At 65.9% G+C, this 19,714-nt stretch carries 19 protein-coding genes; 12 read left to right on the forward strand and 7 right to left on the reverse strand.

Annotated features, from left to right (window positions below):
• Nucleotides 1-165 precede the first annotated feature (165 nt).
• From E2484_RS03780 to E2484_RS03790, 3 genes are all read left to right on the forward strand, one after another.
• Nucleotides 166-1,806, forward strand: a complete 1,641-nt coding sequence (locus tag E2484_RS03780; protein WP_137283881.1) for a S8 family peptidase — start codon at nt 166-168, stop codon at nt 1,804-1,806.
• Nucleotides 1,807-1,972: 166 nt separating this feature from the next.
• Nucleotides 1,973-2,764: a DUF1028 domain-containing protein gene (locus E2484_RS03785; RefSeq protein ID WP_137283882.1), complete on the forward strand. Its 792-nt coding sequence runs from the start codon at nt 1,973-1,975 to the stop codon at nt 2,762-2,764.
• A gap of 4 nt (nt 2,765-2,768) precedes the next feature.
• Nucleotides 2,769-3,371, forward strand: a complete 603-nt coding sequence (locus E2484_RS03790) for a hypothetical protein (protein ID WP_137283883.1) — start codon at nt 2,769-2,771, stop codon at nt 3,369-3,371.
• On the opposite strand, the gene E2484_RS03795 is transcribed toward E2484_RS03790, so the two are convergent.
• Complete coding sequence (locus E2484_RS03795) at nt 3,361-3,840, reverse strand: RNA-binding protein (RefSeq protein WP_137283884.1); 480 nt, start codon at nt 3,838-3,840, stop codon at nt 3,361-3,363. The genes E2484_RS03790 and E2484_RS03795 overlap by 11 nt on opposite strands.
• 100 nt (nt 3,841-3,940) lie before the next feature.
• On the opposite strand from E2484_RS03795, the gene E2484_RS03800 reads away from it, so the two are divergent.
• Together E2484_RS03800 and ygfZ are read left to right on the forward strand one after the other, a co-directional pair.
• The gene (locus E2484_RS03800; RefSeq protein WP_137283885.1) at nt 3,941-4,237 is read left to right on the forward strand and encodes a DUF6432 family protein; all 297 of its coding nucleotides are present in this window, start codon (nt 3,941-3,943) and stop codon (nt 4,235-4,237) included.
• Nucleotides 4,238-4,482: 245 nt separating this feature from the next.
• Nucleotides 4,483-5,616, forward strand: a complete 1,134-nt coding sequence (ygfZ, locus tag E2484_RS03805; protein WP_137283886.1) for a CAF17-like 4Fe-4S cluster assembly/insertion protein YgfZ — start codon at nt 4,483-4,485, stop codon at nt 5,614-5,616.
• Between the two features lie 18 nt (nt 5,617-5,634).
• Here the strand turns inward: ygfZ and E2484_RS03810 are convergent, their stop codons facing one another.
• Together E2484_RS03810 and E2484_RS03815 are read right to left on the reverse strand one after the other, a co-directional pair.
• A complete protein-coding gene (locus tag E2484_RS03810) occupies nt 5,635-6,207 on the reverse strand; it encodes an LURP-one-related/scramblase family protein (protein WP_137283887.1) in 573 nt (190 codons plus the stop codon).
• 475 nt (nt 6,208-6,682) lie between these two features.
• Nucleotides 6,683-7,657 (reverse strand): AI-2E family transporter, encoded by a 975-nt coding sequence (locus E2484_RS03815; RefSeq protein ID WP_137283888.1) that lies wholly within the window; start codon nt 7,655-7,657, stop codon nt 6,683-6,685.
• 194 nt (nt 7,658-7,851) lie between these two features.
• Here E2484_RS03815 and uvrA point away from each other — a divergent pair, with 194 nt between their 5' ends.
• The 3 genes from uvrA (at nt 7,852) to E2484_RS03830 (ending at nt 12,744) form a co-directional block, all read left to right on the forward strand.
• Nucleotides 7,852-10,803 (forward strand): excinuclease ABC subunit UvrA, encoded by a 2,952-nt coding sequence (gene uvrA / locus E2484_RS03820; RefSeq protein WP_137283889.1) that lies wholly within the window; start codon nt 7,852-7,854, stop codon nt 10,801-10,803.
• Between the two features lie 209 nt (nt 10,804-11,012).
• A complete protein-coding gene (locus E2484_RS03825; RefSeq protein WP_137283890.1) occupies nt 11,013-11,567 on the forward strand; it encodes a DUF7344 domain-containing protein in 555 nt (184 codons plus the stop codon).
• 85 nt (nt 11,568-11,652) lie between these two features.
• Nucleotides 11,653-12,744, forward strand: coding sequence for a geranylgeranyl reductase family protein (locus tag E2484_RS03830; protein ID WP_137283891.1), 1,092 nt, complete (start codon nt 11,653-11,655; stop codon nt 12,742-12,744).
• 8 nt (nt 12,745-12,752) lie between these two features.
• Here E2484_RS03830 and E2484_RS03835 read toward each other — a convergent pair whose 3' ends face one another.
• Entirely contained in the window at nt 12,753-13,493 is a 741-nt protein-coding gene (locus E2484_RS03835; RefSeq protein WP_137283892.1) for an SDR family NAD(P)-dependent oxidoreductase, read from the reverse strand.
• Nucleotides 13,494-13,885: 392 nt separating this feature from the next.
• On the opposite strand from E2484_RS03835, the gene E2484_RS03840 reads away from it, so the two are divergent.
• Nucleotides 13,886-14,335: a universal stress protein gene (locus E2484_RS03840; RefSeq protein WP_137283893.1), complete on the forward strand. Its 450-nt coding sequence runs from the start codon at nt 13,886-13,888 to the stop codon at nt 14,333-14,335.
• Between the two features lie 234 nt (nt 14,336-14,569).
• Here the strand turns inward: E2484_RS03840 and E2484_RS03845 are convergent, their stop codons facing one another.
• Complete coding sequence (locus E2484_RS03845) at nt 14,570-15,016, reverse strand: hypothetical protein (RefSeq protein WP_137283894.1); 447 nt, start codon at nt 15,014-15,016, stop codon at nt 14,570-14,572.
• A gap of 160 nt (nt 15,017-15,176) precedes the next feature.
• Here E2484_RS03845 and E2484_RS03850 point away from each other — a divergent pair, with 160 nt between their 5' ends.
• Genes E2484_RS03850 through E2484_RS03860 form a run of 3 tightly spaced genes read left to right on the forward strand, consistent with a single transcriptional unit; the run spans nt 15,177 to nt 18,055 of the window.
• Nucleotides 15,177-16,154, forward strand: coding sequence for an ROK family protein (locus tag E2484_RS03850; protein WP_137283895.1), 978 nt, complete (start codon nt 15,177-15,179; stop codon nt 16,152-16,154).
• Between the two features lie 48 nt (nt 16,155-16,202).
• A complete protein-coding gene (locus E2484_RS03855) occupies nt 16,203-17,651 on the forward strand; it encodes an LVIVD repeat-containing protein (protein ID WP_137283896.1) in 1,449 nt (482 codons plus the stop codon).
• A 41-nt stretch (nt 17,652-17,692) separates the two neighbouring features.
• Entirely contained in the window at nt 17,693-18,055 is a 363-nt protein-coding gene (locus tag E2484_RS03860; RefSeq protein WP_137283897.1) for a NifU family protein, read from the forward strand.
• A 133-nt stretch (nt 18,056-18,188) separates the two neighbouring features.
• On the opposite strand, the gene E2484_RS03865 is transcribed toward E2484_RS03860, so the two are convergent.
• Nucleotides 18,189-18,584, reverse strand: a complete 396-nt coding sequence (locus tag E2484_RS03865) for a DUF5611 family protein (RefSeq protein ID WP_137283898.1) — start codon at nt 18,582-18,584, stop codon at nt 18,189-18,191.
• Between the two features lie 90 nt (nt 18,585-18,674).
• A complete protein-coding gene (locus tag E2484_RS03870; protein WP_137283899.1) occupies nt 18,675-19,652 on the reverse strand; it encodes a DUF7093 family protein in 978 nt (325 codons plus the stop codon).
• Nucleotides 19,653-19,714 lie beyond the last annotated feature (62 nt).

Consider the following 19,714-nt stretch of genomic DNA (forward strand, 5'->3'; position numbering starts at 1 on the left):
GCCGCGCCGCCGAGACCGGTACCCACCGTACGGTGGGACGCGTGGAGTAATCGAGTGAAGCCACACTTCAGAACGTAGCCTTCGGCTGAACTTTCGTTCATGGTACCCAACCTAGAAAAAATATTAAGGTTGTTTGGTCCGAAAATAACGACGGGGTTCGTCCTCATGACAGAACACAACGTTTCCCGTCGCCGCGTCCTCAAGGGCGTCGCAGCTGGAGCCGCGGCAACGGGCATGACCGGAGAAGCGGCAGCAGAACGACAGCGTCACATCGTCGGCCTCCGACCGGGAATCGACACCGAGGTCGCCACGCAGAGAGCGCGGTCGGTTCACCGAGAGTTGGATTTCGGCGACATCGGCACCGCCGTCGCGGGGCGATTCTCGGCGGAAGCGCTCGACCGACTACGGAGCAAGCGCGACGTACGCTACGTCGAGAAGGACAGCACCTACCACGCGCTCGCCGAAACACTGCCGTGGGGCGTCGACCGCGTGGACGCCGAGGTGGCCCACTCCAACGGCGATACCGGCAACGGTGCGGACATCGCCATCATCGACACGGGTATCGACGACGACCACCCCGACCTGGAGGCCAACGTCGGCGCCGGCAAGGCGTACGTGGCCTGCTCGGGGTCGAACTGCAATTACGATTGGTCCGACGACAACGACCACGGCACCCACTGCGCGGGCACCGCCGACGGCGTCGACAACTCCGAGGGCGTCATCGGCGTCTCGACCGAGGCGACCCTCCACGCCGTGAAGGTGCTGGACGACCAGGGTAGCGGTTCGCTCTCGGACGTGGCTGCCGGTATCGAGTACGTCGCCGACCGGGGCTGGGACGTCGGCAGCCTCAGCCTCGGCGCGAGTTCCGGCGACCAGACCCTCAAGGACGCCTGTACGTACGCCTACGACAACGGCGTCCTGCTCGTGGCCGCGGCCGGTAACGACGGCCCCTGTTCGGACTGCGTCGGCTACCCCGCCGCCTACAGCGAGTGCATCGCGGTCAGCGCGACCACGAAGGACGACAACCTGTCGGGCTTCTCGTCGACCGGCCCGGAGGTCGAACTCGCCGCACCCGGCGGGGCGAGCGACGGCAACGACAGCACGTCCATCTACTCGACGGTCATCGGCGGCTACGACTACTTCAACGGCACGTCGATGGCGACGCCCCACGTCTCCGGTGCCGGCGGCCAACTGATGGCCAACGGCTACTCGAACACGGACGCTCGGAGTCAACTCCAGTCCACGGCCGAGGACATCGGTCTGGGCGACAACGAACAGGGCTACGGACTGCTCGACACCGCGGCCGCGCTGGGCTACGACTCCAGCGACGACCTCGGCGGCGACGATGGCGGTAGTTCGGACTGCGTCGACGCCAGCAACTGGCCCGACGGAACCGGCTACGCCGGCTACGAGCACATCACGGACACCGACATGGACGGGCAGGTCGTGGTCTCGACGTCCGACAACGCCTACTACGACCTCACCTGCGACGGCAAGGTCCAAGTCAGTCAGGGCGGTTCGTTCACCGTGTCGGTCGACTTCGAGGACAACGGCTACGACGACCACTACGGCAACGTCTTCGTCGACTGGGACCAGAACCAGGACTGGTCCACCGCGACCGAGACCCGCATCTTCGAGAGCGTGAACGACGACACCGTCACCTACGAGGCCACGGTCGACGTGCCGAGCGACGCTCCGACCGGTCAGACCCTCGCTCGCCTGCGACTCAGTTGGGGCTCGTTCTACGGTCCGACGGCCACCGACGAGTACGGCGAGGTGCAGGACTTCACCATCGAAGTCCAGTAAGCCGACGACTCCCCGGACGCTCGATTTCCGTCGAGCGTTCCAGACGAGCACACTTTTTTGACGGAGGTTCGACTGCCCGAGAGCCGCGGCCGTCTCCCCCGAGCGCGACCGCGCCAGACCTTCCGCAAAACCGAGCTTTTTGACCCGGCGCGTCTTCGGTCGGCGTATGACGTTCAGCATCTGCGTCCGCGAGGAGTACGAGGACGAGAACGAAGCCTCACAGACTCGATTCGGCGTCGCGGTGACGACTCGTCTGCCCGCGGTCGGGACGCTCTGCCCGTTCGCCAGCGAGAACGGTGCAGTGGCGACCCAGAGCCTCGTCAACGTCGAACTCGGCCGGAAGGGGGTCGAGTACCTCGACGACGGACTCGCCGTCGAAGACGCCCTCCAAGCCCTGCTCAACGCCGACGAGGGAGCGGCCCAGCGCCAACTCCACGGGGTGGATTCGGAGGGGACCTTCGTCTTCTCGGGCGAGGAGTGCAAGGACTGGTACGGCCACATCGAGGGCGACAACTACACCGTCGCCGGGAACCTGCTGACCGGCGAGTCGGTAATCGAGGCGACCGCTGACGCTTACGAGGCAAGCGCGCCGTCACGCGGCGCGGAAACGTCGGGCGCGGAGACGCGAGACGACCGCGAGAACGACGCTCCACTCGCCGAGCGACTGATAGACGCACTCGCGGCGGGCCACGCCGAGGGCGGCGACAAGCGCGAGGACCTCCACGTCCAGAGCGCGGCCCTGCTGGTGGAATCGACCGAGGACCGCGAGATGGAACCCTACTACGACGACCTCCGGGTGGACGCCACCGAGACGCCCGTCGAGGACCTGCGCGAGACTTACGAACTCGCCAGGGAGGGCTTCGAGATGGCGGTCGAACGATACGAGGAAGCCTACGAGGAGGACGAGTTAGACGGAGTCGAAGACGAGTCGGAGCGGGTCGAGGACGACGCCGAGTGAGGCCATGTCTCGGGTCGGGTCGGCCGTGGGCCTTCGCCTCGCCGGTGTCGCAGGAATCGCAGGCGGTCTCGGGTGGTCGGCGCGAGCGGTGCTGACGTTCGCGGCCGACCGCGGAGCGTCGGTACTCGGCTACGGGACGCTGGACCTGCTCGTCCCCGTCGCACTCGCGCTAGCTGTCGTGGGCGTAGTGGGCCACTACGCCCGGACGCAAGTAGCGTGGAGTGGGGTAACGACCGCGGGATTCGTCGCGTTCTTCGCGGGGCTTCTGGGCACGTTCGCGGGGTCGGCCGCCTACGCTGTCGGCGGACTCCTCACGGGGTGGACGCTCTCGGTGTGGTCGTACTTCCTCGCGCTGGTCGGCGCGGTCGGGTTCGGCGCGGGACTGCTCCGGGACGAGGTTCCGCCGCGCTCGGGGGCCGTACTGCTAACGGTCGCGCTTCCGGCCGGACTGACCGTCTCGCTGGCGCTCGCGGTCGGCGGCGTCGTCCCCGACGAGGCGGTCGTGCCGGTCGGACCCGGCGTCCTGCTCGGGGCGGGAATCGCGGCGCTCGGCTGGTGGGGGTGGAACGAGACGGAGAGACCGAAGAACAGCAGATTCAGACGGTGAACTCGTACAGTTCGTCGCCGACGTGGTGGACCGACTCCACGACCTTCCCCTCGTCGCCCACCATGTCGTCGCCGGAGGTCTTCGCCCGGCCGACGGCCAACACCTTACCGTGGGACTCCTCGGCGATGACCACGAGGTCGCCCGCCGAGATGTCGTCGTCGGCCTCGGTGATGCCCGGGCGCATCACGTCCGCGCCGTCGCTGACGAACGAGACCGCGCCGGCGTCCACGGTGACGACGCGATTCTGGGGCGGGTAGTCGTTCGCGCCGCGGACCGTCACGAACGGTTCGTCCTCGTAGTAGAGGACCGCGGGGTCGCCGTCTACGAGGACGAGGTCGAACTCCGAGTCCTCTAACTCCACGAGTTCGTACGCGTCGGCGTCCAACTCGACGCCTAACTGGTCGGCGAGTCGCTGCTCGATGTCGTCCACCTCGTCGCTCCGAAGGTGGTGACGAGACTTGACTTCCATACCCGGACATGTGTCGCTTCGGGGCTTAATACTCTCGCCTTTCGCGTGACGACTCCCGGTTTCAGATAAAGGTAAAAACCCACCGGTCATACTGCCACGTATGAAGGCAAAGCGGGAGTACCGGGACCGCGGGGAGGTCGAAGTCGCGGTCCTCGACGCCCTCGTCGACCGGAGTGAGGAGGGGATGACGGTGTTCGAGCTCCGCTCGCACGTCGAGGTCGGCATCGACGAACTGGAAACCGCGCTGGCCAACCTCAAGGAAGACGACCTCATCACCGCCACCGAGCGCGACCACCGGACGCTCATCAAACCCGACGACCGCGTGATTCCGGACCCCGACGAGGAGGTCGAAGAACCCTCGTTCGTGGACAAGATCATCGATCGACTGACGCTTTGAGCGGTGTTTTCCGGAGCACATTCGGGAACGCAGTGGGAACGTTCTTCTCGGAACGAAAGGGATGGTCGGCGAGTGCCCGGTTCAGTCGAACGGTCGGCGAGAAGCTAGCTACCCCTCGAGCAACGGAAGACCGTAACCGCCCCGCACGGCACCGCATCCGCGAGAGCCTCGAACTGCCCCCTCGTCGGCCGGGGCTTCCGGATTCCCACCCTTTAATCCCGTCCCGGCCCGAATCCGACGTAGAGATGACTGTCATCGAGGACGAGCAGGCCGATCTCGGGGCGGAGTGGACGGAGGTCGGCGACCGACGAATCCCGGCCGACTACGGCCGACCCGAGCGCGCTCACGGCGCGGTTCGGCAGGTCGTCGGCGTCACCGAGATGCCGTACGGCGTGGTGGTCGTTCGCGGCGACGACCGAGTGGAGTACGTGGACAACGTGGTGTCGAACGACGTGCCGGACGAGGACGGCGAGGGGTGTTACGCCCTCTTGCTCGACCCGCAGGGCGGCGTGGAGTTGGACCTGTACGTCTACAACGCCGGGGAGCAACTCCTGCTGTTCGTGCCGCCGGGCGAGGCCGCGGCGCTCGCCGACGAGTGGCGCGAGAAGGTGTTCATCCAGGACGTGGAGATAGAGACCGCGAGCGACGACTTCGCCGTGTTCGGCGTCCACGGTCCGAAGGCGACCGAGAAGATAGCCAGCGTCCTCAACGGCGCGAGCAGTCCAGAGGGCCACCTCTCGTTCGTCCGCGGGCGGATGGCCGAGGTGGGCGTCACGGTGATTCGGACCGACGCGCTGACCGGTGAGGAGGGGTTCGAGGTGGTCTGTGCCACCGGAACGACCGTCAACGAGACCGGCGACGAGCGCGCGAACGCCGAACTCGTCTTCGACACGCTCCTGACCCAGGGGTTGAACGCCGCGCCGTTCGGCAGACGGACGTGGGAGTCGCTGACGCTCGAAGCCGGGACGCCGCTGTTCGAGACCGAGTTGCGGGGCCGGATTCCGAACGTCGTCGGTCTCCGGAACGCCGTGGACTTCGACAAGGGGTGTTTCGTCGGCCAGGAGGTGGTCTCGCGCGTGGAGAACCGCGGACGACCGAGCCAGCGACTCGTGGGGCTTCGCCCCGAAGCAGTGCCCGACTTGGGCGCGGCCGTCTTCCGCGGCGACGAGGCGGTCGGCGAGGTGACGCGCGCAGTCGAGAGTCCGACCGACGAGGAGCCTATCGCGTTCGCCGTGGTGGAGTTCGACGTGGGCGCAGGGGAAGGCGGGGCGGCGTCCGACCTGACGGTCCGGGTCGGCGGCGAGGAGGTCCCGGCGGAGACTTCGAACCTGCCGTTCGTGGAGGGGAGCGACCGGTCGGCCCGAATTCCGGAGTACTGACTTCGACGGCCTCGGAACTCAGTTCTCCTCGATAGCGTCCACGACCATCGCGGCCGCGACGACCGCTTCCTTCGGGACGCCGGTCGCGTCGTCGATGGTCACGTCGTACGTGTCCTTGAGCGAGAACCGGCCGTCGATAGTGCCGACGTGGCGACCGTCGGCGTCGGTAATCTCGTACTCGTGGGGAATCAGGCTGAAGACGGCGTGGACGTGACGCAGGAGCGAGACAACCTTGCTCTTGGAGGCGATTTCCGCGATGGGATTCCCGGTGTCGGGGTCGCGCAGGGTCCACCTGTCCGCGAGGAGAGTGAAGTTGCGGTCCAGCACGACCACGGTTTCGCCGGTCCGGTCGTCCACCAGCGCGTAGTCGCCCGCGAAGTCGAGGACGCCGCTGGCCTCGACGGTGAATACCGGGTTCCCGTCGGCGTCCACGAAGGGGAACTCCTCCTTGAGTTTGAACATCTTCTGTTTGCCCCGGAGGACGACGTTTCCATCGCCATCGAAGGCCTCGTACTTGTTTCGAATCAGCGACTGGACGACTCGGTACTCGTCGTCGGTCAGGTCGAGGGCGGCGATAGCGTCGTCTGCCATACCACGGAATTCCCGACTCCGGGTTAAATACTTTCTCGGCGACGATTGATCGAAGCGCGAGAGCGGTCGAAGACGTCCACCGCCGGACGCGCCGAGTGACCCGAACCACGGGACGCGCCGCGCCTGCGCTCGGCCGCATCTGCGGTGCGGACGCGGCCGAGCGCGACCCGCGCGGGGAGGAACGGGGCGCGGTTGCGGTACGGTGCTGTGCGGCGCGGCGCGGTTGCGGTGCTGTGCGGCGCGGTGCAGTTGCAGTGGGATGCAGTCACGATGCAGATGCAGTGGGGTGCGGTCGCGGTGATTCCGTGGTTCGAGGAGTAGCTAGCTCACCTTCGACACCTCTGTTCGCGGTGCGGTTACGATGGAGTACGTCCGCAGCGGGATGTCGTCCTCGGCACGTTCGCCACCTACAAAGAGAAACGTAAGAGAAAGAATCACACACTGGAAGGAATCGTACTCATTGCTAAAAGAAATTTCAAGCATACTCCCGGGCGACTACGGCCACGATTGTCCTCGTGAAGCCGAGGAGGATGGGACCGACGAAGATACCCGTGAATCCGAAGGTGACGAGACCGCCGAAGATGCCGACGACGAGAACGGCGGGATTCAGGTTCGCGCTCCGACCGCCGATAATCGGCCGGAGGTAGTTGTCGGTGATGTTGACCACGCCGAATCCGTAGGCGAGGAGGGCCGCTCCGCCGAGGAGGTCCCCGGTGGCGAGCAGGAACACCGCCGCGGGAATCCAGATGAACATCGACCCGACGAACGGAAGTAGACCGAGGACGACCGCGAACACCGTCCAGAAGAGGACGTTCGAGAACCCGAGGGCGAACAGGGCGAGTCCGGTGAGAACGGCCTGTACGACCGCGATGACGCCCTGCGTGATGAGGACGGCGTAGGTGAGCCGGTCGAGGTCGGAGAGGAGTTCGTCCTGCACGCCGGTCGGAAGCGGCGTCACGTCGCGGACCCACGCCACCACCTCGTCGCCGCCGACGAGCAGGTAGTAGAGGACGAATCCGAGAATCGTCACGCCCACCGCGGCGGTCGAGGCGCCGCCGACGACGCCGACCGACTCCTCGACCACTCGCCCTGCGCCCGACCGGACCGCGCCCACGAGGTCCTGTCCGAGGTCGCTGGTGAGGAACTCCTGAAGGAATCCCACGTCGATTTCGCCGGACTGTACGCCCTCGACCAACGAGAGCGCCTGCTGGAGGACGACCTGAAGCATCAGGACGAACGGCAGGATGAACAGCAGAGTGGACCCGACCATGAGGACGACCGCCGACTTCCGCGGGCCGATGCGGGGTGCGAACCGGCGCTGGAGCGGATAGAGGGTGTACGCCAGGAAGACCGCGAGCGCGACGTAGGTGAAGAAGGGCCAGACGACGAGGAGCGAGGCGTAGAGTGCGAGCGCGAGCAGGAGGAGGGCGAACGCCTTCTCGGCATCCATACCGAACAGGAACGGCGACCCGTAAAAAAAGTTCTCCGGCGGAGCGACCGGTTACCGGGCGATCGATTGCGGACCGGTCTCACAGTGGTACTGCGTCGCATTACAGTTCCGTTAAGTGGCCTGAATCCCTGTTACCTGTTGATGAACGAGACGGCACAACGCGCGAAGCAGCCATTTATTTCCACACCGAAACGATGAGTAAGGATTACATCGACGTGAAGGGAGCGGAGGAACACAACCTCAAGGACCTCGACATCTCCATCCCGCGCGAGCAGTTCAACGTAGTGACGGGACTGTCGGGGTCCGGCAAATCGTCGCTCGCGTTCGAGACGGTCTACGCCGAGGGCCAGCGCCGGTACATCGAGAGCCTGTCGGCCTACGCCCGGAACTTCCTCGGACAGATGGACAAACCACAGGTCGAGAACGTCGAGGGCCTCTCGCCCGCCATCTCCATCGACCAGAAGAACGCCGCCAACAACCCCCGTTCGACGGTCGGCACCGTCACGGAGCTCCACGACTACTTCCGTTTGCTCTACGCCCGCATCGGGACGCCCCACTGCCCGGAGTGCGGCCGCGAAGTCGGCGAGCAGAGCGCCCAGAACATGGTCAGGCGCGTCCTCGAACTCCCCGAGGGCACCCGCGCGAAGGTCGCGGCCCCGGTGGTCCGCGACCAGAAGGGGGCCTTCGAGGACCTCTTCGACGACCTCGTCTCGGAAGGGTACAGTCGCGTCGAGGTGGACGACGAGGAGTTCGACCTCACGATGGACAGACCCGACCTCGACAAGAACTACGACCACGACGTGGACGTCATCGTGGACCGGGTGAAGGTCTCGCCCGAGGCCCGAAGTCGCATCACCGACAGCGTCGAGACCGCCTTGGAGGAAGCCGACGGCGCGCTGAAGGTCATCCTCCCCGACCCGCCCGAGGAGGCCCGAGACGAGATCGGCGGCGCGACTGCGCGCTCCACCGGGGACCTCGCAGGCGAGGCCGACGACCGACTCGTCGTGGAGTTCTCCGAAGACCTCGCCTGCACCCACTGCGGCATCGACTTCCGCGAGATAGAGACCCGTAGCTTCTCGTTCAACAGTCCCCACGGCGCGTGCCCGGAGTGTGAGGGCATCGGCGAGACCAAGGAGGTGGACGAGGACCTCGTGGTCGTAGACGAGAGCAAGCCGCTCAAGCACGTCTTCGAGCCGTGGAGCTACAACCGGACGTACTACCGCCGACAGTTGGACAACGTGGCCGACCACTTCGGCGTGAGCGTGAACACTCCCTTCGAGGACCTGCCCGAGGACGTGCGGGACGCGTTCGTCTGGGGGACCGACGAGCAGGTCCACTTCGAGTGGACGACCAAGAACGGCACCCGCGAGAAGGACGAACGCTTCGAGGGCGTCATCCCGAACCTCGAACGACGCTACGTCGAGACCGATTCGGACAGCACCCGCGACCACATCGAGGAGTACATGGCGGTCACGGAGTGTCCGGTCTGCGAGGGAACCCGACTCAACGACCAGAGTCGGTCGGTGTACGTCGACGGCACTTCCATCACGGAAGTCAACGAGATGTCCATCGGAGACGCCTTGGACCACTTCGAGGGCCTCGAAGCCAAACTCGACGAGCGCGAGACCAAGATCGCCGAGGAGATCCTGAAGGAGATTCGCGCCCGCCTCGGCTTCATGGAGGAAGTCGGACTGGAGTATCTGACGCTGGACCGCGAGGCCTCGACCCTCTCGGGCGGCGAGAGCCAGCGCATCCGACTCGCCACCCAGATCGGGTCGGGTCTCGTCGGCGTCCTCTACGTGCTGGACGAACCGTCCATCGGTCTCCACCAGCGAGACAACGACCGACTGCTGAACACGCTCGAAGAACTCCGCGACTTGGGCAACACCTTGCTGGTGGTCGAACACGACGAAGCGACGATGCGCCGGGCCGACAACGTCATCGACATGGGTCCCGGCCCGGGCAAGCGCGGCGGCGAAGTCGTCGTGCAGGGCGACGTGGACGAAGTCGTGGACTGCGAGGAGTCGCTCACGGGCGACTACCTCGCGGGACGCAGAGAGATTCCCGTGCCCGACGACCGCCGCGAGAGCGACGAGTCCCTTACAGTCGTCGGCGCGCGCCAGCACAACCTGAAGGACCTCGACGTGGACATTCCCGTCAGCCAGTTCACCGCCATCACGGGCGTCTCGGGGTCGGGCAAGTCCACCCTGATGCACGACATCCTCTACAAGGGACTCGCCCGCGAGATGAACGACAACACCTCGGTCGACCCCGGCGACCACGACGGCATCGAGGGCATCGACAACGTCGAGAAGGTCCGGCTTATCGACCAGTCGCCCATCGGCCGAACCCCGCGGTCGAACCCCGCGACCTACACCGGCGTCTTCGACTACATCCGGGAGTTGTTCGCGGCGACGAAACTCGCCAAACAGCGCGGCTACGAGCGCGGCCGGTTCTCCTTCAACGTCAAGGGCGGCCGGTGCGAGGAGTGTGGCGGTCAAGGGACGGTCAAAATCGAGATGAACTTCCTCTCGGACGTGTACGTCCCCTGCGAGGAGTGCGACGGGGCGCGCTACAACGACGAGACGCTCGACGTGACCTACAAGGGCGCGACCATCGCGGACGTGTTGGACATGTCGGTCGAGGAGGCCTACGACTTCTTCGAACACGACCAGCGAATCGCCCGCAGACTCGGTCTACTGAAGGACGTAGGGTTGGACTACATGAAACTCGGCCAGCCCTCCACCACCCTCTCGGGCGGCGAGGCCCAGCGCGTCAAACTCGCCGAGGAACTCGGCAAGAAGGACACCGGCGACACGCTCTACCTCCTCGACGAACCGACCACGGGTCTCCACAAGGAAGACGAGCGAAAACTCATCGAGGTCCTCCAGCGCCTGACCGACAAGGGCAACACCGTGGCCGTCATCGAACACGAACTCGACCTCGTGAAGAACGCCGACCACGTAATCGACCTCGGGCCGGAGGGCGGCGAGAACGGCGGCGAAGTCGTCGCGGCCGGGACGCCCGAAGCAGTAGCCCGAAACGAGGACTCCCACACCGGGCGATACCTCCGGGACATGCTTCCCGAGGTGGAGTTGGACGGACCGCGGACCGACCGCCGGGCCGCGCCCGCCACGGACGACTGAAGATACGTTCGTATTCCCCGGTTTCAGGAGTCGTATTGTCACGTTAACTCGGGGAATCCTCGTGTTACTGTCGAGAGGTGACGCATTTTTGATAATGGCGGCGGGCTAAGTACTGGATAACAAAGTGTGGCCCGGGTGAAACTGGCGTACCGTGATGGGATGGGTGGCGGTGGCACCGGCGCAACAAGCGATTGAGCGACTTCGGTAGTATGAGTTCGGCTGACAACTCACCGGGACAAGAAACACTGTCCGAGGACTTGATCTTCGACGTGTTGAAGAACCGGCGGCGGCGATACACGCTGCATTACCTCAAGCAGCAGGACCGTCCGGTCGAACTGAGCGAGCTCGCCGAACAGGTCGCGGCGTGGGAGAACGACACGACCGTCGAGGGGCTATCGGCCAACGAGCGCAAGTCGGTCTACACCTCTTTGTATCAGACGCATCTCCCGAAACTCGCGGACGCAGGTATTGTGGATTACAACCAGAATCGTGGGGTAGTAGAGCTGTCGGAGAACGCCGCGCAGTTGGAGGGGTATCTCCGGCCGCAGGACGAGTTCCCGTGGATTCGGTACTACCTCGGTCTCGCCGTCGTGAGTGCGATTCTCGTCCTCGGAGACCTGCTCGGCGTCCCACCGTTCGACGCGATTCCCGACGAAATCTGGGGCATTCTCATCGTCGCCGCGTTCGCAGTGTCGGCGGCAACTCACTATCTGCGACGGCGGCAACTCGCTCAGCAAGAGGCACCCCCGAACGTCGAGGGGTAGCAGTAGGTCGAGGAGCGGACAGTGCGTCGAGAGCAGGGAGTAGAGAGCGGAGAATACTTGGCGTAAAGGGTCGTACGCCCGAGCGATGTACGACTTCGTAGTCGTCGGAGCAGGCCCGGCCGGGTCGCGGTTCTCCCGACGGGCGGCCGAGCGGGGGTACGACGTGTTGACCGCCGAACGCGGGGAAGTCGGCAAGCCGCTGGCCTGTTCGGGCCACGTCAGCACCGACATCTGGGAGTTCGCACCCGAGGGCGCACGCGAGGACCTCCTCCAGAACGAGGTGTACGGCGCGCGCTTCCACGTCGGCGGGCCGGGAAGCGACGACTACCCCTTCTACAAGCGCGAGGTCGTCTCGAACGTCATCGACCGCGTAGGTCTCGACCGGCGACTGGCCGAGGCGGCCCGCGAGGCCGGTGCGGACCTCCGGGAGAACCACAGCGTCTCGGCGGTCGAAGAGAAACGCGACCACGTGGAAGTGACCGCCAACGCGCCCGACGGCACCGAGACGTTCGAGGCACGGATGGTCGCTGGCTGTGACGGTCCGGTCTCGCGGGTCCGGAGCGAACTCGGTCTCCCCGACCCCGGCGAGAAGCTACAGGGCGTGTTGGCCTTCTCGGAGGAGGACGACCCCGGCGACTACGTGGACGTTCACCTCACTGCACCCCGGTTCTTCGCGTGGCGCATCCCGCGCGGCGACTCCGGCGTCGAGTACGGCCTGGCGGCCCCGCCCGGTTCGGACCCCTCGGCCAAGGAACTGTTCTCGGAGTTCACCGCGGAGTACGACGTGGAAACGAGTCACTTCTGCGCCGGGATGATTCCCGTGGGTCCCGCCGAGTCGGTGACGAGTCGGCGCGGGTTCCTCGTCGGTGACGCCGCGGCCCAGACCAAGCCCTTCACCGGCGGGGGAATCCTCTACGGTATGACCGCCGCCGACCACGCCGCCCGCGAAATCGACCCCGAGAGGCCGGGGACTCTGCAGGACTACGAGGAGGCGTGGCGGGAAGACTTGAGTACGGAGATTCGGCTGGGTCACTGGATTCGGAAGGCCTACTCGCTTCCGGAGGGCGTCCAGAAGGTCGGACTGTCGGCGTTTTCGGGCGAGATTGGGGTTCACATGGACAAGCCGACCTCCTTCTTCTCCAAGGAGCATCTGAAGAAGCTACTGTCGGGGTCGTAATCGAAGAATCAGACCGTTTCGGGCAACCAACCCCCATCCACCTCGACGTTCTCTCCACTGATGTACTCGCTTTCCTCGTCCAAGAAGAAGAGTACCGCCTGCGCCACGTCCTCGAAGTCGGCCGGACGGCCGCGAGGAAGGTCCTCGGGGAACTCGTCGGAGTTCTCGACCACGTAGGGCGAGACCGCGTTCGCGGTGATACCGTCGTCCTGCGTGTCCGCGGCTAGCATCCGCGTGAACATCAGCACGCCCTGCTTGGCGATGAAGTACGGCGCGTTCTTGGGGTTGATCAGTCCCTTCTCGGAACTCGCGTAGCCGACGTTCACGATTCGGCCCCACGACTGCTCGCGCATCCCCGCCAGCGCGCGCTTACAGCAGAGGTAGGTCCCGTTGACGTTGGCCTGGAGGACGGTGTTCCACTGCTCGAAGGAGATGTCCTCCCAGTGGTCGGGCGCGAACGGGCCGACGTTGTTCACCAGCACGTCCACGGTTCCGAGGTCGGCCTCGGCGGCGTCGAACATCTCGTCCACGTCGTCGGGGTCGGCCACGTCGCCCTGCACGGTCGTCGCCGCGGGTGCGCCGCGCTCGCGGGCCGCCTCGGCGACTTCCGCGGCGGCGTCCCCGCTGGTACGGTAGTGGACCGCCACCGACGCGCCCTCCTCGGCGAGTGCGAGCAGTAACTCCCGGCCGACGCCCTTCGCGCTTCCGGTCACGAGCGCGGTTCGCCCGCTCAGGTCGGGTCGTATCATGGTCGCCGATTCGGGGGCGGCGTATTTCTACGTTGAGGCTTCGGCTCCGACGAGTCGAGTTCCGGACGTTTCCAATCCGTTCGCTTCGACGCGTCGGGGAATAGTTTCGGAGTTCGCGTTCACGGTCGTTCCCGGTCCGCACGCATGAGAGACAGAAATACGCTCGTTAGAGACGTGGATAAATTCACTTTGCAATTGTTTCTATTTCTTGTTCGATTGTACAGATACTCGAAGACCGGTCGGTTTCCCGAGAGGCGAACGAGTGTCCGACCCGAGAATCGGCCCGTTCGCTACGCAGTAGAACGGAGATCGGGCGACGTACGGGTCGGAGCAGTCCCGCGAAAATCGTCGCGGCCACATACCATTAATATCGAGACGGTAAAACATCCGGTATGGCACTAGAAACCATACTGCTCGCAGTCGGCCCGGGCGACGCCGACCGCACCGAGGAGTTGGCCCGGGCGGTCATCGACGTAGCGGGACCGACAGGCGCGAACGTCGTGCTGGCCCACGTCTTCACCGACGAGGAGTTCGACGGCGTGGTGAGTCAACTCGACTACGACCCGGCGGGCGAAATCGACCCCGACGAGGTGGCGTCCCGTCACGCTACGGTCCGGCATCTCACCGGCGACTTCGACGAGGCGGGCGTCGAGTACAGCGTGCGCGGGAGAGTCGGCGAACACGGCGAGACCATCGTGGAGTTGGCGAACGAGGTCGGCGCGGACCGGGTCGTCGTCGGCGGTCGCAAGCGGTCGCCCGCGGGAAAAGCCGTCTTCGGGAGTACGGCCCAGGAAGTAATGCTCAACGCACCCTGTCCCGTCACGTTCGTCCGCGGCGACTGACTTCGCGGATTCGTTCTTTCGGTATAGAACGTCCCTTTTCGGTCGCTATAGACTGCCCGAGTCGGAGAGATCGGAGACGTTGGTGTAGAAAGCCCGCGACCGGGCGGCCCTTTCGGTCCACCCGAACGTTGGTTTGCGACACCGAGCGTCTGCCGGTAGTCTGCGTCGCGGGCGCGCTACTGGCGGTTGGTCGGCCGAGCGCCGAAGGGTCGACGGCCGCTTTCTCGCGGAGGGTCACTTCCGGGACCGGCCCTTCCACTCGCGCTCCTGTCGGCGTTCGGCGACGTGACGGCGGCCGTCGGCGACCGACTCGCGGGCGTCGGTGCCGAACCGCTCGGCCTCGGCGAGCGGGCCGTCCTGGAACGCCTCCAGCACGCCGTACGACCACGTATCGCCGACGACGCCGTGGGGGAGCAGGTCGTCGCGCAGGCAGTCGGCGAGTTCGTCGTACCCGGCCTCGCGCAGGTGGTCTTCGGCCTCGGCGAGGTGGTCCATCGCGTGGCCCGTCGCGTGGTGGAACTGGACGAGGTGGCCGTGGGCCCGGTGGAACCACTCCACCCCCAGTTCGACTTCGTGGAGCGCCTCGACGTCCGCGTCCGAGAGGTCCGTATCTGAAGGGTCCGCATCCGAAGGGTCTACCTCCGAAGGGTCGGCGTCGAGCGCGTCGTCGTCTGAGCTCATGCCCATCGTTACCACCCGACATACAATAACGCTGTCGCGCCGGGCCGTTCCGTCGGACAGTTCGGCCGGACAGTTCGGCCGAAATACGGTACCCTGTGGCATACTCGTTGCCGAGTAAATGCTTGTAGTTAAGTGCGACCGGACCGTCCTACCCGGGTGAATGGCGTACTACGCGGGCGTTGACCTCGGCGCGACGAACGTCAGGGCAGCAGTCGCCGACGACGAGGGGGACGTGGTGAGCGTCCACCGTGCGAACACACCCAACGGTCCGACCGGCATCGCGGTCACGGAGGCCGTGCTGGAGTGCCTCCGCGAGGCCTGCGATGCCGCCGACCTCGACCCGACTCAGATTCGGGCGGCGGGTATCGGCTCCATCGGACCCCTGGACCTCGCGGAGGGCGCGGTCGACAATCCGGCGAACCTTCCGGACACTATCGACCGCATCCCGCTGACGGGTCCCGTCGGGCAACTAATCGACAGCGACAGCGTCTACCTCCACAACGACACCGTGGCTGGCGTCATCGGCGAACGATTCTACAGCGACCGCAACCCCGACGACATGGTGTATCTGACCATCTCGTCGGGTATCGGCGCGGGCGTCAGCGTCGACGGACAGGTCCTCTCGGGGTGGGACGGCAACGCGGGCGAGGTCGGCCACATGGTCGTGGACCCGCGAGGCCGACGCACCTGCGGGTGCGGCCGAGAGGGTCACTGGGAGGCGTACTGTTCGGGCGAGAACATCCCCGAGTACGCCAAGTTGCTCGCCGAGGACGCCGGGAGCCTCGACACCCAACTCCCCCTCGACGACCCCGACTTCTCCGCGGTGGACGTGTTCGAGGCGGCGGGCGAAGACGAGTTCGCCGACCACGTCGTGGACCAACTCGCCCACTGGAACGCGCTCGGCGTGACCAACATCGCGCAGGCGTACGCTCCGCTGGTCGTCTACGTCGGCGGTGCAGTGGCGCTCAAGAACGAACACCTCGTCGTGGACCCGATTCGGGAGCGTCTCGACGACCTCGTGTTCAACAACGTCCCCGACGTGCAGTTGACCACGCTCGGCGACGACGTGGTGTTGAAGGGAGCCATCGCCAGCGCCCTGACCGGCGGTACCGGCGACCGAACGAGTTCGATAGTCTAACTCGCTTTCCGCCCACCTTTTATCCTCCTCCGTCCCTTGGATACAGCCATGCATCGCCGCGAGTTTCTTCGGGGGGTCACGGGGTCAGTCACACTTTCGTCGGTCGGAGTCGTCTCCTCGACCGGGACCGCGGCGGCCCATCCCGGACCGTACCGACCGCTGGGGAACGTGTCGGTCACCAACGCCAAGGAGACCGTTCCGGACCCGAGCGGGAAGTTCGCTTACGTCGCCGCGACCGGTGGTTTCGCCACGGTGGACGTACAGATTCCGAGCGACCCGCAGGTCGTCTTCGAGGAGCGCGACCTGCTGGCCGACCGCGAAACCGGGCCGCTCCGGTTGATTCAGGACGTGAAAGTCGAAGGCGACCGACTGGTGGTCGCCGGCCCCGCGAACCCGCTCCGGGGAGACGTGCTACAGGGGTTCCTGCTATACGACGTGAGCAACCCCGCGAATCCACAGCAGGTCGCGTTCTACGAGACCGAGTTCCCGATTCACAACTGCTTCATCCGGGACGGAATCGTCTACCTCACCGCCAACGGCAGTCAAACCAACTCGCTCGTGATGGTGGACGTGAGCGACGGCGACCCCGAGGAGGTCGGGCGCTGGTCGCTCGCGGACCGTAACGAGGCGTGGTCCGAGGTGGCCTCGGGACTCTGGACCGTCCACGACGTGTGGGTGCAGGACGGTCGGGCGTACCTCGCGTACTGGGACGCCGGAACCTACATCGTGGACGTGAGCGACCCGTCCGATCCGTCGTTGGTCTCCCGAATCGGGGGCCAGTCGCTCGAAACGCTTCGCTCCGTCCAGGACGAGCAGGCACGCACCGAGAGCATCCGCCTGCCGGGGAACGCCCACTACGCGATGGCCAACGACGACGGCACCCTGCTCGGCGTCAACCAGGAGGCGTGGGAAGCCAGCGGGCAGGGCAGTCCCGGCGCGGTCGAACTCTGGGACATCTCGAACGCGGAGAACCCGACGCGACTCTCGACCGTCGAGGCTCCGCCCTCGCCCGACCCCACCATCGGCGGGACGTGGACCACCTCGCACAACTTCGACATCGTAGACGGGCGACTCTACTCCTCGTGGTATCAGGGCGGCGTGAAGATTCACGACATCTCCGACCCCGCGAACCCACGGGAGTTGGCGTGGTGGCGCAATCCGGACGAAACCTCCTTCTGGACCGCCAAGCGCGCACAGGGGGACTTCTTCGTCGCCAGCAGCATGGGTCGCCAGTCGAACGGGATGGGCGCGCTCTACACCTTCCCGAACCACGAGGGGCAGCAGAAGGACCCGCCGTCGCTGACGGCCGAAGCCACCGGGAACGCGACCGAGGGCGGGCAGACCGGGACGACGAGCGAGCAGGCGGCCTTGGCCGGCGAGACCACGACCAGCGAGTCCGACTCCGACGCGGCCACCGGAAGCACGCCTGGCTTCGGCGCTCCGGCCGCGTTCGCCGCACTCCTCGGCGCAGGCGCGTGGCGAACGCTCCGGAAATAAACCCAAAGTCCTACCACCCCGGAAGACCCTACCTACTCCTAATGACCGATGACGACGACTCCCTGCAGGCCCGCGTCGAGCGGTGGCTTACCGGGCAGATGCCCATCATCAGCATGCACGGCGGTGAGAGCGCCGTCCAGAAGGCCGACCCGAACAGCGGCGAGGTCGTCGTCGAACTCGGGGGTGCCTGCTCGGGGTGTGCCATCAGCCCCCGAACGGCCCAGAACATCAAACTCGACCTCGCCAAGGACTTCGAGGAAGTCGAGGACGTGACCGTCCGAGTCGCCGACGACGGAACCGGAGACTGGGACATCGACCAACCCGAGAGCGTCATGGGAATCGACCGAAACGAGGGCGGACGAGGGGGTCGCGGCGAGGGGTCGCCGAACAGCGACCGCTTCTGAGCAGGCAATCAGTTCTGACGAGTCGGAGTACCGCTGGGGAGACGAGTCGCTCCGATAGCAGTCGCCTCGGACGCCACCGTCGCTACGCTCGTTTCGGCGTCGAAGAAGAAAGAACTGCAGGTGGGCCGCGAAGTTACGAGACGCCGTCGGGCTTTTCGGCGTCGTCCTCGACCTGCCGCTTCATCGAATCTCGGCGGGCCTTGGCGTCACGGCCCGTGGCTTCGAGCAGGAAGTCGTTTTTCTTGTCCACGGCGTCGGCGGCGGCGTCGGCGTTACCCTCGGCGATGACGTCCTCGGCGTCGCGCTCCTCGAAGTGGACCGCGAGTTTGTCCTTCTTGCCGCTGTACTCGGCCGCACCGGCGAGGATGCGGTCGAAGACGGGGTTGTCGGGGTCCTCGACCACGTAGAGTTCGTGACCGTTGTGTTCCTCCGTCCCGGTGACTTCGCCGAAGTAGTCCTCGATTTTCGCCTTCATGTCCGGGATTCGGTCCTCCAGGTGTTCGCCGCGTCGCATCTTGTACTCCTTCATGGTAATCTCCCTTTGGACAGGGTGTGGTAAACCCTTTTCGCGTCGTTCCCCTTCTTGAATCCGACGTTTCTATCGCCTTAATCCGTCTCTCTACTCCTGGGCGAGATAGCCCCGAGCGCACTCGGGACAGATGTCGCCCGCGCGGAGCGACGATCCGGAGACGCTCACGCGGTACTCGCACTCGGGGCAGACGAACTCCGCGTCCACGTCCGGGTCGTCGGCCGGACCCGAGAGCGTCGGTGCCTCCGCGCCGGCCGAGATGCCCGACGAGAGTTCGGCGTCGTTCCCGCCGTCGTCGGGGGCCTGCAGGGTGTCGCCGTCGGCGTTGACGAACTCGACCTCGTCGCTTTCGTCGTCGGTCACGTCGGGCGAGGACTCCGGGGCGAGTCCGCCGCCGAACTCCACGTCGGTACTCGCACCGTCGCCCGGTTCGGCGTCGTAGCCCTCGTCCTCGCGGCCGACCTCGGGCCAGTCGGCGGGACCGCTCTCGTCGGCGTCCGCCGGGTGCGTGGTCTCGGCCTCGGGCCACTCGCCGGGAGTGCGTCCGTCGTCGCTCGAACTCGAATCCTCGTCGTCGTCCAGAATCACGCCGTCGTCGTCCGCGGCGGACGGGGGTTCCTCGAAGTCGTCGGCGGTGTCGCTCTCGGTTGCGTCGGCCGACGCCGACGACGTGTTCGGCGACGCGCCCGAGTTCGACGACGCGCTCGGATCCGAGGACCCGTCCGAACTCGGCGAGTCGGTCAGGATTTCGGCGTCGTCTCCGTCGGCGGGCGCACCCACCCCCGCGCTCGCGTCGGCCCCCGCGCTCGCGTCGGAAGTCGTACCCCCTCCTGCGCCAGACGAGGGTGCGTCCACCGCCGGGTCTTCCTCCGCAGTTTCGAGGTCCGGTGCGGGCGATTCGAGCGCAGTGACCTCCTTGTTCTCGGTGACTATCTTCCGGTCGCCACACCGCTCGCACTCCTCGAACTCCCGAACCGTGACCACGACTTCGCTCCCCTGCTCCTCGCGTTCCCGTTCGATTTCTGCCTCCCCGTAGCTGTGGCCGAGTAGCGAACACCTGAGACTCATTGTGCTTTTCCTTACGTTCATGAATGGTAAACCCTGTGTTTCTGCGTGTGACGGGCGTCAGA

Origin of the sequence: Halorussus salinisoli, from assembly GCA_005239435.1 — an archaeon.
GTDB lineage: Archaea > Halobacteriota > Halobacteria > Halobacteriales > Haladaptataceae > Halorussus > Halorussus salinisoli.